The 16,622-nt window shown below is 35.6% G+C and carries 4 protein-coding genes; 1 reads left to right on the forward strand and 3 read right to left on the reverse strand.

Annotated features, from left to right (window positions below; translation table 11 throughout):
* Nucleotides 1-335 precede the first annotated feature (335 nt).
* Together ACXGSQ_RS11085 and ACXGSQ_RS11090 are read right to left on the reverse strand one after the other, a co-directional pair.
* Entirely contained in the window at nt 336-11,183 is a 10,848-nt protein-coding gene (locus ACXGSQ_RS11085) for an immunoglobulin-like domain-containing protein (RefSeq protein WP_458626247.1), read from the reverse strand.
* A gap of 737 nt (nt 11,184-11,920) precedes the next feature.
* Nucleotides 11,921-13,105: a hypothetical protein gene (locus ACXGSQ_RS11090; protein WP_458626248.1), complete on the reverse strand. Its 1,185-nt coding sequence runs from the start codon at nt 13,103-13,105 to the stop codon at nt 11,921-11,923.
* Nucleotides 13,106-13,345: 240 nt separating this feature from the next.
* Between ACXGSQ_RS11090 and ACXGSQ_RS11095 the strand changes: the two genes are divergently transcribed.
* Nucleotides 13,346-15,031 (forward strand): RluA family pseudouridine synthase, encoded by a 1,686-nt coding sequence (locus ACXGSQ_RS11095; protein ID WP_458626249.1) that lies wholly within the window; start codon nt 13,346-13,348, stop codon nt 15,029-15,031.
* Between the two features lie 205 nt (nt 15,032-15,236).
* On the opposite strand, the gene fahA is transcribed toward ACXGSQ_RS11095, so the two are convergent.
* Entirely contained in the window at nt 15,237-16,529 is a 1,293-nt protein-coding gene (fahA, locus tag ACXGSQ_RS11100; RefSeq protein ID WP_458626250.1) for a fumarylacetoacetase, read from the reverse strand.
* Between the last annotated feature and the right edge of the window lie 93 nt (nt 16,530-16,622).

The raw sequence follows: 16,622 nt of genomic DNA on the forward strand, positions 1-16,622 counted from the left end.
AAGTTTATTTTGATGGTTTAACATATTCAACTGAATTTGAAGTTTTTGTTAACATATTCATAAGTTTACGAAATAGTATTGTTTCTAATCTACTATGTATTAAGTTGTTATAGGCTTAATGTCTAATATTTAATGCCATTTAAGTTGTTTAAATGGGGACTGCTTTTCTCAAATCTATTTATGAAATAATTATAATAAATGGGGATGTATTCAATAGGATGATATAAGTAGAAGTGGAATAGGATAATAAGCTCTAAACGACCATTAACTAAAAAAAGAACACCCCACAAAAGAAAATTTTGTGGGGTGTTTTTTATTTACAATAGCTTTTTAATTTAGTACTTAATTATAATTTTCTTATTAAATGTACTCGTTTTTGTTTCCGCTTTAATAATATAAGCTCCTTCAGAAATATGTTTTACAGGGATTTTAATTTCGTGTGACATTGGTAAATTAGTAGCATTCCATGACGCTACGGTTTGACCTGCAACATTAATTAAGTATAGCTGCTTAACCTCAACAGAAGGTGGGGTCTTCACATAGATTTCATCAGTATCATGTAGGTATCTTACCATGATATCTTTAAACTCTTCCTTAATGGTAGATAGTGTAGCGTCTTCTTGGAAGACTAAGAAGAATCGATCACTGTAAGTACCTGCTTCTAAATTCATTTGGAAATTAACATCATTAAACCTGGTATAACTACCTTCTACAGCATCGAAAATATAGACATCAATAGCCTCGTCGAAGTTTTCAAGCGTTGTAAGTCCAATTTCAATATTGCCTTGTTCACCAAGAACCATTTCTAATGGATAGACTTTAGTGTTATCAAATTCCCCAACACCTTGAATAACATAGTTTTCACCATCGATAAGGAATGACATGTCACTAGGGAAGTAATCTGAATTTAAGGCATCATAACCATAATCAACGCCATCTGTCGCTTCATTATTAGGCGTGAACCCTAACAGTAAATGTCTATAAGCACCTTCTGGTGTTTTAAATCCAAAACGGATACGTTTAATTAAATCGATATCATTACTATCTGTTGTAAGTGTTACTTCAGACGAATCATTAGCCCCTCTTAAGAATACAGATTCACTTACACTTTCTTTTTTAAATATACGTTGATCATTTTCAAAGATAATAGTACCACCATCAGTATCAGCTTCAACAAAGAATCCTTGTGCTACTGGTACGTATCGTTTCGGTATTTTAGAAGCAGAACCATTACCATCAATTTCTCCTGGTGAGTTTGTTGCAGGCAATCCACCAGATTTATTCAGGTAAGAATATCTACCTAAGTATTCTGCTAGAATATGATTAGGGTTGTTAGGGGCTTGTTCCCAAAATATTAAGGCTCCATTAAGTAAAGCTGAGTTATTGTCATCGATAAACTCATGAGCATCTATAGCAGACGGATATGGATTACCTAATAAGCTTTCTTTATTTGCGCTGATTGGTATTGAAATAGTACCATTATTTGGCTGACCAGTAAAGGTGTAATTTTGATTGGAAGTTCCAACACCACTACCTTTCATGGTGTAGCCTAAACCAACACTGATACCTGTATTTTGATTAACTCTAAACCAGTCGTCATAAGAACCACTTAAGTTGGAATAGGTATATAACCAACGACTACTTATGGTTACAGGGTTTGTAGTACCTGGTGTGTCATGAGTCGTTACCCAATTAACTAAGTTCGATCCATCGTATAAAATTGATCCTAAAGCATATGTTCTATTTCCAGATGATCCAGCATTACTTACAGGACTTCCCCAATAGTTATAATTAAACATATTGCTTGTACCTTGTTGGTCGCGTTCTAATTTACCAGTTCCTGTGTAATCCACAATACTTCCCATAGGCTGTAATAGTTGTGACTCATCTTCTAAGTCTAAAGTACCATCTATTTTAAGGTATTTATCTATATGAATAGGTTGGTCATTTGTAATGTTCAATCTGTTACTGTCCACTAATAAACCTAAAAGAGTTGTTTTTCCTAATTGTGGATTTGTTATTGGTCTATTAGCAATAACATTTGTTGCTGTTCTTACAATATTCCAAGTTTGTAACTGATTAGGAACAATGTTATTTGTTTTAGAGTTTGGTATTTGTTGTACAGCTGTAGCTGACCACGTTGTTGCATTATCCCATGAATTATTTAATCTTGAAACATAAGGAATAGGTGCGTCTTCAAGCTGATTATCTGTCATGGCATTTAATTTTCCTGGGTTAGGTGAGACTGTTGAAATATCTTTAACAGTACCATTAGATACCTCTGTTTGAGGTCCTGAACTCATTTGGTAATAACCTATTAGATTATTCCAAAGTAGACCACCTGTAATATTTAGAGGAATCACTTCGCCAATAACACTAGAACCATTTTGTTTTATTTCTTGGTTCATCATCTCCCGGATTTGATCTTGTGATAAGTTGGTATTCCATATTCGAACTTCATCAATTTTACCATCAAAATAATTAATTGGTGTATTATCCGTTCTGTCCATTGCACCAATTAAGGCTTTATTTGCATTTGTTCCAGGTATAGATCCACCACTTGTTTTTACTGGAAAACCATCAATGTAAAGGGTGTAGGTAGAATTGCTAAAGGTTACAGCAACATGATACCATTTGCTAGAATTCATTGCTTGATTTGATATTACGGTACTACCATTATAACGGAAATTTAAACGATCATTAATTAAGCTTAAATCATAACCAGATGCCGTTGAGGTTCCATTTCTTTTTGAAATGATTGTCTTTGTACCCAAAATCGTATTGGTTTTTATCCAAGCTTCAATACTAAAGTTAGCATTTAAATTATAATCATTTCCTAAACTGATATAATCATCCCCACCATCAAAAACTAAACTCGTTCCACAATCTGGGATAGTAATAACTAGAGTATCTGTTGTGTCACCACAAGGTGATGCATTGGTCGCTGTCCAAGTTAAAGTATAGGTAGTGCCACTTTCTCCTGTAAAACTAGAGTTGTGAGCAGAAGCATTGGAGAACGCCCCAGTAGTTGGTGTTGCGGACCATTGACCTGTCACGTTGTTTGCATTAAGTCCAATAGTTGTCGCTGAACAATCCGCTAAAGTATAATCTATAGCGTTTGGATTAGCATCAGCAATTATATAAGGTGTGATGTTAAAGTCTATAGTTTCTATAGCTTCGTCACAAGGACCTGCGGGGTTATTTGAAGTAAACGTAAATGTTACTGGACCAGTAGTTGCTATTGGATAAGAAGCTGTTGCAACGCCGCCAGATTCTGTTGTTGTGATTGTTGTTCCGCCAATGCTCCAATTTCCGCCAGTTGCACTACCACTTAAAGTAGCACTTAATTCAATTGTACCATCTGATGCACATACTGTGGCTGGAGGTGTCGTTATGGTTACGACAGGCTCAGGATTAACTATTAATGTTCCTGAAAATGTTTTATTTCCACAATTAGCATTTGTTGAAATTGTATAATTAAATGTACCAGATTCAGTAGGGCTTCCACTAATTATATACTCCAAACCATCAAAGGTTGTTGTTATACCGGCAGGAAGTCCTATCGTTGATGGCCCTGTTAAACCTCCACCTACTTTAAAGGTAATATCTGTTATAGGTGTATTTTGACAAATGGTTTGATTTTCTGTTCCTGGTGTTGAGGTTTGGTTGATAAAGGTTGATAGTGTTGCAAAAGAAACATCATCAATAGCAAAATTATTTCCTTGTAAATCACCATCGATATTTCTTATTTCAACTATGGCTGTGGTGTTTGATCCAGAATTCCAAATACCATAAAAACGCTCCCAATCAGCACCTTTAACTAAATCGAGTGTTGAACCAACATCTGTCCCATTAATTCTAAATGTTAAGTCACTAGGTCTTAATCCTGAGTTGCTGGCATTTGAGATATCAATACCCCAAGCAGAGAAATAATAATCCGTATTTGGTTTAACCGTTATTTCTTGTCTCCAAACCGCCAAAGTTAAATCATTTCCATTCACAGCAAGATATTGTCCAGCGCCATCACCTGTATGGTCTGTTACACTTCTAAATATACCAGGATAGAATGGTTGCACATTATCCGTTATCGTAATTCTATTTTGATAAAGAATAGGATCTTCAAAATAACGATAGCCACTAGTATACGGCCAAGAGTAATCTTGGTCATAGTCAAAGCCTAATGATGCCATATCATCAGCGAAAGGACCATCTGTTGTTGGTTTAGGATTAGAGAATGTACCATTAATAACTAGTTCTTGAGATATATCTAGTGTAGCACCATCACTACAGCCATTTGTAGTGGTACCTATAACTTGCAATACTCCTGCCGTATCAACATAAATTGTACTTGTTGTTTCGCCGGTGTTCCATTCCCAAGTTGCAATAGGTTGTGTAGAAGTCGCTACCAATTGTACCATATTACTTTCATCTTGTGCGGTAGCTGGGTCATCCACAGGACAGTAATCTGCAATAATACTAACTTCTGGTGATGGATATACATTAACCGTTACAGTTTCTGTTGTTGGGCAGCCATCGTTATTTGTTACCGTGAGCGTATAATCTGTAGTAATCTCAGGGTTTACTGTAATTTGACTATTACTTGTAGAGGGTATAGTTGCGTCAGCAGGTAAGCCTGCGTTAGCCCCTGTATTTGCAGACCAAGAATATTCAAAATCGGTTCCAGCTTTAGCTCCTTGTACCTGTAAATTATCAATATAAATATGAGGTTCTGCTATATCTGTTATACCATCCCATAAACTAAAATTATAATCAGATCCATCGTCTACTCGTAATCGAAATTGTATTAAAGACGCATTATCAAACGAAGTAGGTAATGCAATGTTTGCTTCACGCCAATTTGTATAATAGGCATTACTATTTGGCACGCTTACATTTGTTGTTGTCCATCCTCCAGAGTTTCCTACTCTATATTGTACTCTAATGGTTTTATTATCTCCAAATCTCGTATCTCTACGGTAATGAAATCCGATTCTAATGTTTTTAAAGGTTGCTAAGTCAGCTCCGTCTACATTTAACCTCCACATTCCACTATCATCAGAGCCACCAGTAAGCCAGCCACCGTCTCTATAGTCATCTATTTGTATAAGAGAATTTCCTCTAGGCGAATTATACGTAAAAGGCCCTCCTAACGATCCATTACCTGTGTTATTAAATGGAATATTGTTTCCTCCTCCTGGTGAGTAAAAATCTGAATCGATATTGAGTGTTGTGCTAATATCGACTAAAGCGCCATAGCTATTCCCTGAATTAAAGTCATAATTTACAATGGTTTCTGCATTTAGTGATGCTCCAGCGACATTAGCGGTTAAAATACTTGGATCACCAGCACATACAGGACTATCTGATACCGTTAAGGAATCAATTACGGGTACTTCTAATACAGTAATACTAGCAGAAGTGACACTACAACCTGTAGTTGAATTTGTATATGTAAAATTAACACTTCCTACACTAATTCCAGTTATTACGCCTGAATTTGAAATAGAGGCAATAGATGGATTACTACTAACCCAAGTACCTCCAGAAGAAGGGAATAACTCATGCATTTCGTTTTCACAAATTTCGCTAGCCAGAGGATAATTGCTTATTGATGGTAATGGACTAATAGTAACCGCGTTTGTGGAAGTGCTACATCCTGTAGTTGTATTTAAAAAGGTAAATGTTACCGTACCATCACTAACCGGTGTAATGGCACCACTGTTGTTTATGGTAGCAATAGAAGTGTTACTACTAACCCATGTCCCGCCTGTAGATGGGCTTGCAGATTGTGAGTTGTCATCAATACAAAAATCATAATCACTTACGCTTACAATCGGTAAAGGATGCACTGTAATATTTATGGTATTACTTGTTTTAGGATTACAAGCAGAAAGATCTGTAGTCATTTCTATGAATATAGAATAGTCGGCTGTTGGTGGTGTTAGCGGTGTAAATGTTGGAACAGTAGTCGTTCCAGAATCAACTCCATTAATAAACCATGTGTAAAATTGTGAAGTACCTGCGTTGGCAGGTGTCGCAGTAAATGTTACATTCTCTCCTAAACAAATTTCGTTATCAACATCATTAGAAGTAATAGTGACACTTGCATTTGCCGCAGGGTCTACAACTGTTACAGTTGCAGTACACGAATCTGAATTACCTGATGTATCATAGACCGTTAATGTTACAGTATTAGTTCCTATGTCTGCACAACTGAAATTATAAGTATCTAAATCCATAGATGATATAGCACAGTTATCAGAAGAGCCATTATCAATATCAGCAGTAGTAATACTCGCGTTTCCTCCAGCATCTAACGTAACGGTGAAGTTTTGGCATACGACTATAGGATTAGTAGTGTCTGTGATAATTACATTTTGAGTTTGCGTAGATAGGTTCCCATTTCCATCATCATAAGTCCAAGTGATAACAGTTGTGCCTTGGCTTGTGATTGGTAAAATAGCCATTGTTGTTGCCGTAATTATTCCTAAGCAACTATCTGTAGCTGTTGGAGGTGTTAAACTATTTACGGAACATTGTGCTGTAATGTTTGGTAATGGGATTAAGTTAGGAGTTGCTGGTGTCGTATCCACAACATTTACGGTACGTGTTAGTTGTATCGCAGGATTACCTTCATTATCCGATACATTGTAAGTTATAGTATAAGTACCTACAGTGGATGTATCTACAGTATCTCCACCAATGCTTACCGAACCAATAGCTAAACAGCCATCATCAGCCGTAGCGCCAAGTTCGTTGTATGTATCACAAGCTTCAACTGTAATCGTCGCAGCACCATTTAAGGTGATGGTAGGATTAGTGGTATCCACAACATTTACGGTACGCGTTACTTGTGAAGCAGGATTGCCTTCATTATCAGATACATTGTAGGTTATAGTATAAGTACCCACAGTGGATGTATCTACAGTATCTCCACCAATGCTTACCGAACCAATAGCTAAACAGCCATCATTAGCCGTGGCGCCAAGTTCGTTGTATGTATCACAAGCTTCAACCGTAATCGTCGCAGCACCATTTAAGGTGATGGTAGGATTAGTGGTATCCAGAACATTTACGGTACGTGTTACTTGTGAAGCAGGATTGCCTTCATTATCAGATACATTGTAGGTTATAGTATAAGAACCTACGGTTGTTGTATCTACAGTATCACCACCAATGGTTACAGCCCCAATCGCTAAACAGCCATCATTAGCCGTTGCACCAAGTTCGTTGTATGTATCACAAGCTTCAACCGTAATCGTCGCAGCACCATTTAAGGTGATGGTAGGATTAGTGGTATCGACAACATTTACGGTACGTGTTAATTGTATTGCAGGATTTCCTTCATTATCAGATACATTGTAGGTTACTGTATAAGAACCTACGGTTGTTGTATCTACAGTATCACCACCAATGGTTACAGAACCAATCGCTAAACAGCCATCATTAGCCGTTGCACCAAGTTCATTGTAAGTATCACAAGCATCTAGATTAACTGTAGCAGGACCATTCAGAGTAATGATAGGACTTGTTGTATCTAGAACATTTACGGTACGTGTTAATTGTATTGCAGGATTGCCTTCATTATCAGATACATTGTAGGTTACAGTATAAGTACCTACGGTTGTTGTATCTACAGTATCACCACCAATGGTTACAGAACCAATCGCTAAACAGCCATCATTAGCCGTTGCACCAAGTTCATTATAAGTATCACAAGCATCTAGATTAACAGTAGCAGGACCATTCAGAGTAATGATAGGACTTGTTGTATCTAGAACATTTACGGTACGTGTTAATTGTATTGCAGGATTGCCTTCATTATCCGATACATTGTAGGTTACTGTATAAGAACCTACGGTTGTTGTATCTACAGTATCACCACCAATGGTTACAGCCCCAATCGCTAAACAGCCATCATTAGCCGTTGCGCCAAGTTCATTATAAGTATCACAAGCTTCTAAATTAACTGTAGCAGGACCATTCAGAGTAATGATAGGACTTGTTGTATCTAGAACATTTACGGTACGTGTTAATTGTATTGCAGGATTACCTTCATTATCCGATACATTGTAGGTTACTGTATAAGAACCTACGGTTGTTGTATCTACAGTATCACCACCAATGGTTACAGCCCCAATCGCTAAACAACCATCATTAGCCGTTGCACCAAGTTCATTATAAGTATCACAAGCTTCTAAATTAACTGTAGCAGGACCATTCAGAGTAATGATAGGACTTGTTGTATCTAGAACATTTACGGTACGTGTTAATTGTATTGCAGGATTACCTTCATTATCCGATACATTGTAGGTTACTGTATAAGAACCTACGGTTGTTGTATCTACAGTATCACCACCAATGGTTACAGCCCCAATCGCTAAACAACCATCATTAGCCGTTGCACCAAGTTCATTGTAAGTATCACAAGCATCTAGATTAACTGTAGCAGGACCATTCAGAGTAATGATAGGACTTGTTGTATCTAGAACATTTACGGTACGTGTTAATTGTATTGCAGGATTACCTTCATTATCCGATACATTGTAGGTTACTGTATAAGAACCTACGGTTGTTGTATCTACAGTATCACCACCAATGGTTACAGCCCCAATCGCTAAACAACCATCATTAGCCGTTGCACCAAGTTCATTATAAGTATCACAAGCTTCTAAATTAACTGTAGCAGGACCATTCAGAGTAATGATAGGACTTGTTGTATCTAGAACATTTACGGTACGTGTTAATTGTATTGCAGGATTACCTTCATTATCCGATACATTGTAGGTTACTGTATAAGAACCTACGGTTGTTGTATCTACAGTATCACCACCAATGGTTACAGTCCCAATCGCTAAACAACCATCATTAGCCGTTGCACCAAGTTCATTGTAAGTATCACAAGCATCTAGATTAACTGTAGCAGGACCATTCAGAGTAATGATAGGGCTAGTGGTATCTAGAACATTTACGGTACGTGTTAATTGTATTGCAGGATTACCTTCATTATCCGATACATTGTAGGTTACTGTATAAGAACCTACGGTTGTTGTATCTACAGTATCACCACCAATGGTTACAGCCCCAATCGCTAAACAACCATCATTAGCCGTTGCACCAAGTTCATTGTAAGTATCACAAGCATCTAGATTAACTGTAGCAGGACCATTCAGAGTAATGATAGGACTAGTGGTATCGACAACATTTACGGTACGTGTTAATTGTATTGCAGGATTACCTTCATTATCCGATACATTGTAGGTTACTGTATAAGAACCTACGGTTGTTGTATCTACAGTATCACCACCAATGGTTACAGCCCCAATCGCTAAACAACCATCATTAGCCGTTGCACCAAGTTCATTATAAGTATCACAAGCTTCTAAATTAACTGTAGCAGGACCATTCAGAGTAATGATAGGACTTGTTGTATCTAGAACATTTACGGTACGTGTTAATTGTATTGCAGGATTACCTTCATTATCCGATACATTGTAGGTTACTGTATAAGAACCTACGGTTGTTGTATCTACAGTATCACCACCAATGGTTACAGCCCCAATCGCTAAACAACCATCATTAGCCGTTGCACCAAGTTCATTGTAAGTATCACAAGCATCTAGATTAACTGTAGCAGGACCATTCAGAGTAATGATAGGACTTGTTGTATCTAGAACATTTACGGTACGTGTTAATTGTATTGCAGGATTACCTTCATTATCCGATACATTGTAGGTTACTGTATAAGAACCTACGGTTGTTGTATCTACAGTATCACCACCAATGGTTACAGCCCCAATCGCTAAACAACCATCATTAGCCGTAGCACCAAGTTCATTGTAAGTATCACAAGCATCTAGATTAACTGTAGCAGGACCATTCAGAGTAATGATAGGACTAGTGATATCTAGAACATTTACGGTACGTGTTAATTGTATTGCGGGATTGCCTTCATTATCAGATACATTGTAGGTTACTGTATAAGAACCTACGGTTGTTGTATCTACAGTATCACCACCAATGGTTACAGAACCAATCGCTAAACAGCCATCATTAGCCGTTGCACCAAGTTCATTATAAGTATCACAAGCATCTAGATTAACAGTAGCAGGACCATTCAGAGTAATGATAGGACTAGTGGTATCCACAACATTTACGGTACGTGTTACTTGTGAAGCGGGATTACCTTCACTATCCGATACATTATAGGTCACAGCATAAGAACCTACGGTTGCAGTATTAACAGCAGAAGCATCAATGACGATGCTACCAGAAATATTACCTGAACAGTTGTCATTTGCTGTTGCATTGAATTCGCTATATGTATCACAAGCTTCAATAGTTTGGGGATTTGCACCTATGAGTGTGATTGTTGGATTTGTAGTGTCTCCAACAGTAACGGTAACCTGAGCACAAACAGTGGTGCTACAATCTCCTTCATATCTTACAAAATAAGTTGTATCTGTAGTTGGGGATACTGTGATACTTGGTCCAGACCCTAAATATGTTCCTCCACATGATCCAGAATACCACTCTGCTGATGCATAAATTCCGAGACTACCACCACTTCGTGTTAATGTTGTTGAATTCCCATTACAAATAGAAGTTACACCAGATATGCTTGTTGGTGCTGTAGGGTGTGTTTTTACTATAAAAGTTGCATTATCAATAAAAGTGCCATCAGATGTTGTTACAGATAAATGACCTGTAGTGGCACCATTTGGAAATATCGCTGTTATTTGAGTATCACTATCTACAGTAAACGCAGCAGGTGTACCATTGAAATAAAAAGCTGTAGCTCCTGTGAAATTACTACCTGTAATTGTAATAGTTTCTCCAGAACCAACACAGGCCGAACCAGGGCTTATTATAGTGATGTCTGCCGGGGCGGAATCATCGTTGTTAAGATGTTTATGTTTTTTACTATTTTCAGAACCTTCTGTGGTAGTTTCTATAGCGTTTTTAGGATTGTAATAGTTATGCGTTATAACTGAAGTTGCATAATTATCATTATCAGCTTTTATAGGCGCTGGACTATTCCAATAATAATCACCTTTACCAGTATCTTCATCACTATCAGCATACAAAGGATATTGAGTTTGCGCAAAAGAAAAACTAGATAAGAGAAATAAGAGAGTGAAAGGAGCAACAACAGTAATAAACTGGGAGTAAAGGTTCTTCATAACAATAATGTTTTATGTTTAAAAAACAAAACATTATTTAGGGAAGTAATGTTTAGCTCGTTAATTTTATAGAGTGAACTAATAGTAATTTTATAGAGAGGGATGCGCAAATATAGATTTTAAAAATCAATTCACAAATAAAATCATCGATAAAATGTATACAAATCACGTTGAAATGTAGGTGTTTGTAATCTTAATTTAATATACCAACATTAGGGATGATGTGTTTTTATTAGGTTTTACTAGTGATTTAATTATTTAATACTGTTTGTTCTAGATATAAGATACGATCATTATAATGCTATAAAACCAATGATTTTTATGGTATTTCATCTTAAAAAGAATTAAATTTTCCTGTTTTACCTTGCATAACTATCAAAGTTTAAAGCATTTTAGGTTTCGTATTTTATAGTATTAGGTATTCTACACCGATTACCATGTTCGTTTTGTAAGCATTCAATTCTTAAACGCTAAATTTTTAGAATTGCTATTAACTAAATAGGGATATGCAAATATAAATTTTAAATTGTTTAGGTTTATAAAAATCCGTTAACACGCAATAATCATCTTTAAATGAAACTGTTGTAATGTAGTGCGTTATGTTGCTTGTGGAGATGGTAATAAACTATAATATTTAATTTTTATTACCTTTTGAATATAGGACGTAAAACAGAAACTCTCATAATAAAACATTGGGATGTTGATATGAGAGTTTTATTTTAAAAATAAATTTTTAATCAACTTCGTCTAAGACTATAAGCGCTTATGATGTCTTTTAGTTTTAGTTTAAGGTCTTCGCCTGTATCATAGACCATTTGTTCATCACTTGGAAACCTTACTTCACTTTGCTTTACTAGGTATCTATCGTTTTTATTTAAAGCACGTTTGTCACCATTAAATCGTCCGAATACATTTTCAAAAATAAATCCGCTATCGATTGTAAAGGCATCGATGATTTGATTTTGTTTTAAATCGGTATAAACAACATCAGCAATAACTTGAGCTGATTTAGTTTGTGTAATTTCTATAAATTGCGCTTTTACGTTTATAATTTTATCAATTTTTATATCATTACCTAGGCTGTCTTTTTTGACATTTCCGGCACGATCTAATTGGTATTCCCAGCCGTCAATAATTTGTTGTTCTCTTAATTCTTGGCGTTCATTAATACGTTCTGGTGATACATTTATTTGCTTCAGTTGTAATTGCATTGCAAAATCGTAGTTTATGGTCTCCACACCATTGGCATGATAGGTTGTCCAAAACTGATTTAGCCCATAAGTGTTGAAATCTAATAAATCAGCTTCCAACTGTTGTGGTATAATTTGATTTGTTTCATTTACAATAGACACGTTAACATAATCGGTTCCTTTTTGGTGCGCTTCAGTCATTAAACTTCTGGTTTCTTCAAAATTCGGATTGATTTGTTCTATGTAACTAAAGATATCATAGGCTTCACGTGCATTATACTTGTCTTTTGAATCTAAGAGTGCAATACCTTGTTCAATTAAATAATCAGACGTTTTATATCTGTATTCTACAATTTCAGAACTATAATCATTAAATTTTAAGTTCAAAGTTTTTCCATTTAGTTTTAAAGGCAGTACACGTTTAATTGCATTTTGTCTCTCATCTAAATCGACATAGGTTGTATAGATGGTTTTAAACTGTTCAGGATTACCATCTTTTTTAAGATGCGAAATGGATTGTAAATCTTCTTCTACAACTTTATAATAAGCATCTTTAAGCATCAAAATGTAATCTTGCTTACGATTTTTATCTTTATTGTTTTCTAATTTTTCTAAAGCTTCAGAAATCGCATGGTCATAATTTCCATTGCTAATAGCGCTTTCAATTTGTTTTTTGGCACTACAAGATACGAGTACCGAAACAAGGACTGATAATAGTAAAGATCTTTTCATAATCTTGTGTTTTATTGGTTATAGAGGTGTAATTCCAATTATGATGCCAAAGTAAAAAACTTTCGTTACATCAAGTTGTTTTTTAGGTGTAAAAAAAAGTAGATCGTAAAGTATATATATATGGTATAGTACTAAACAGCTAAATGTTGATTTCATTGGAACTTAAGATTGTTATTTTATTTTGATTCCCTTTAGCTGTCTTTAAAGATTTTTGTTTCTTTGCAAATCAATACAAAGGACATGTTTCATAAGGAAAACGGTTGTTTTCATCCTATAAAATCTAATCCTTCGGAAGCTCTTCCGAGGCAATTTACCTTTCCTTTTTATTACACGCCACATCCACTTTGTATTGCGGCAGCTAATGAAGTGAAGTCGTATCTAAGTACACAAACAGATTTTGAACACAATTTTGGTTTAGATCCAAATAAAAAAGGATTGCAAATCGGAAAAATGTTTGGAGTGATGATTGTTGAGTCCGTTGAAGGACAACGAGGTTACATTACTGCATTTTCAGGAAAATTGGCTGAAAGCAATCATATTAAAGGGTTTGTGCCTCCTGTTTATGATACGTTACATAAAGATGGATTCTATAAAAAAAAGGAAGCATATTTAAATAATTTAACTGCTGAAATTGAAAGGTTAGAACAAAACCCAGAAATTGAAATTGCAAAAGACCATCTCATACAGGTTAAACGTGATGCCATAGTTAAGCTTGAAGATTTTAAAAAGAATGCAAAAGCTGAAAAACAAAAAAGAAAAGAGCGCAGGGCAGAAGCAGAGACGCAATTGTCTTCGTCTGAAAAGGCACTCTATTTTGAAATATTAAAACAACAAAGTATTCAAAATAATATTGATTTAAAATACTTAAAATTAAATTTAGAAGCAGCCGTAATAAAAGCGGAACACGTTTTAGCTGAATTAATTGCACCTATTGAAGTTTTAAAACGAGAACGAAAAACACTATCGGCAAGTTTACAAAAGCAAATTCACGAACAGTATAAGTTCTTAAATGCTCTTGGTGAAATTAAAGATTTAATCACCATTTTTAAAGATACAGATCTAGGAAAACCACCTGCAGCAGCGGGCGAATGTGCTGCCCCTAAATTATTTCAGTACGCCTATGAGCATCATTTAAAACCTATTGCTATGGCGGAATTTTATTGGGGAATTTCACCTACAGCGGAAGTTAGAAAGCATGGGCAATTTTATCCTTCTTGCCGTAGTCGATGTGAACCTATTTTAGGACATATGATGCAGGGATTAAAGGTGGAGCCAAATCCTATAGAATTAGCTGGTGTTTTTAAGGGAGAATTAGAAATTATTTATGAGGACGAATTTCTGTTAGTTGTTAATAAACCCCACGAGTTTTTATCGGTTCCAGGAAAAACGATTAAAGATTCTGTTTTAACACGTATGCAAGCTTATTTACCGAATGCCACAGGGCCTTTGTTATTGCATCGTTTAGATATGTCTACTTCGGGCTTATTATTGGTTGCAAAAAATGAAAGAACTCATAAACACTTGCAAAAACAGTTTATTAATCGCACTATAAAAAAACGATATGTTGCGATTTTAGATGGTGTTATAGATACAACTGAAGGTGTTATAGATTTACCTCTACGTGTAGATTTAAACAATAGACCACGACAGTTAGTTTGCTATGAGCATGGAAAGTCTGCCAAAACGAGGTATGAAGTTATAGCGGTTAAGAATAATACAACTAGAATCTATTTTTATCCTATTTCGGGTAGAACACATCAGTTACGCGTACATGCGGCACATCACAAAGGTTTGAATACGCCTATTGTTGGAGATGATTTGTATGGAACTGTTTCAAATCGTTTGCATCTTCATGCAGAAAAATTAAGCTTTGAGCATCCTATAAAACGGGAGTGGGTAAGTTTTACTTGCGACGCTAGCTTTTAATATTCAGGCGTCCTTTGCTGTTAATTTGTGGTTCAGGTTTACAGTTTATTTATCAAAAAAATAAGAATACTATTTCGTATAAGGTCTTCGTAAATTTTCATGTGTGCTCTATTAAATGCTGTGTACTATTTAATTTAGAGCAAAAAAAAGGAAGACTTCAGTCGTCTGACTTTGGTCTTCCTTAATTATTTATGAAGCTTTTTTGTTATTTCTTTTTCTTCGGATTAAAAACGGGTAACAACTGTGTTTTAACAGATCCAAAACCTATACGTGTACCATCATTTTCACAGTAACCTCTCATAATTACAGTATCGTAATCATTGATGAATTTGCGTTCTGTGCCATCTTTCATTTTTAATGGTTTGGTACCTTTCCAAGATAATTCTAACATAGAACCGTAAGAATCTGGTGTTGGACCAGAAATAGTTCCACTTCCCATAACATCACCAGCATTAATAGGACAACCATTAACTGTATGATGAGCTAATTGTTGTGCCATATTCCAGTACATATATTTAAAGTTAGATTTACTAACTGTCGTTTCTTTAGCACCCTTAGGCTGAATGGCCGCTTCTAAATGAATATCAAAACTCTTTTTTCCTTTTGTTTGAAGGTATTCTAGAGGCTTTGGGTCTTGTTTTGGACATTCGATTCTAAATGGTTCCAAGGCATCTAAAGTTACAATCCAAGGAGACATTGATGAAGCAAAGCTTTTACCTAAAAAGGGCCCTAATGGTACGTATTCCCATTTTTGAATATCGCGAGCAGACCAATCGTTAAACAATACTAATCCAAAGATATATTCTTCAGTTTCTTCAATAGGAATAGGTTCTCCTAAATCATTAGCATCTGTAGTAATAAAGGCCATTTCTAATTCAAAATCCACTAATTTTGATGGCCCAAAAACAGGTTGGCTTGCTCCTTCAGGTAATGTTTGTCCTTGTGGACGGTGTACAGGAATTCCTGATGGAATGATAGACGAACTACGACCATGATAACCTACAGGCATATGCACCCAATTAGGCATCAACGCATTTTCAGGATCTCTAAACATGGTACCAACATTGGTTGCATGTTCTTTACTTGCGTAGAAATCGGTGTAATCACCAACTTGAATTGGTAACTGCATTTCAATTTCATCTAAACGAAATAAAATAGTTTCTTTATGAGGTATGTTATTTTTTAAGGTATCGTTTTCAGCATCAAAAATCTCAGCGATTCTGTCTCTTACGAGACGCCAAGTTTTTCTACCATCCGCAATAAAATCATTTAATGTGTCTTGTAAAAAGATATCGTCTGTTAACGGAATCCCTTCAAAGTACCCTAATTGATGTAATGCTCCCAGGTCAATAGCTGTATCTCCAATACGCGTTCCTATCGTTATTATGTCGTCTCTAGTTAAGAAAACTCCAAATGGAATGTTCTGAATTGGGAAATCGGAAGTTTTACCGACGTGTAACCATGACGTTCTATCTGGATTGTTGGCTAATAATGGCATATGATTTTGTTGATTAAATGTTCATTAAATTCATTCAAACCTACATAATTTTTGATATTTAAACTAATGTATTCACTATTTTTGTATCGATTT

Source organism: Winogradskyella sp. PC D3.3 (assembly GCF_054366245.1).

What these genes read in the sequence shown, in the direction of transcription:
- ACXGSQ_RS11085 (WP_458626247.1), bottom strand. Translation starts at nt 11,183, where the DNA reads ATGAAGAACCTTTACTCCCAGTTTATTACTGTTGTTGCTCCTTTCACT.
- ACXGSQ_RS11090 (WP_458626248.1), bottom strand. Translation starts at nt 13,105, where the DNA reads ATGAAAAGATCTTTACTATTATCAGTCCTTGTTTCGGTACTCGTATCT.
- ACXGSQ_RS11095 (WP_458626249.1), top strand. Translation starts at nt 13,346, where the DNA reads ATGTTTCATAAGGAAAACGGTTGTTTTCATCCTATAAAATCTAATCCT.
- fahA (WP_458626250.1), bottom strand. Translation starts at nt 16,529, where the DNA reads ATGCCATTATTAGCCAACAATCCAGATAGAACGTCATGGTTACACGTC.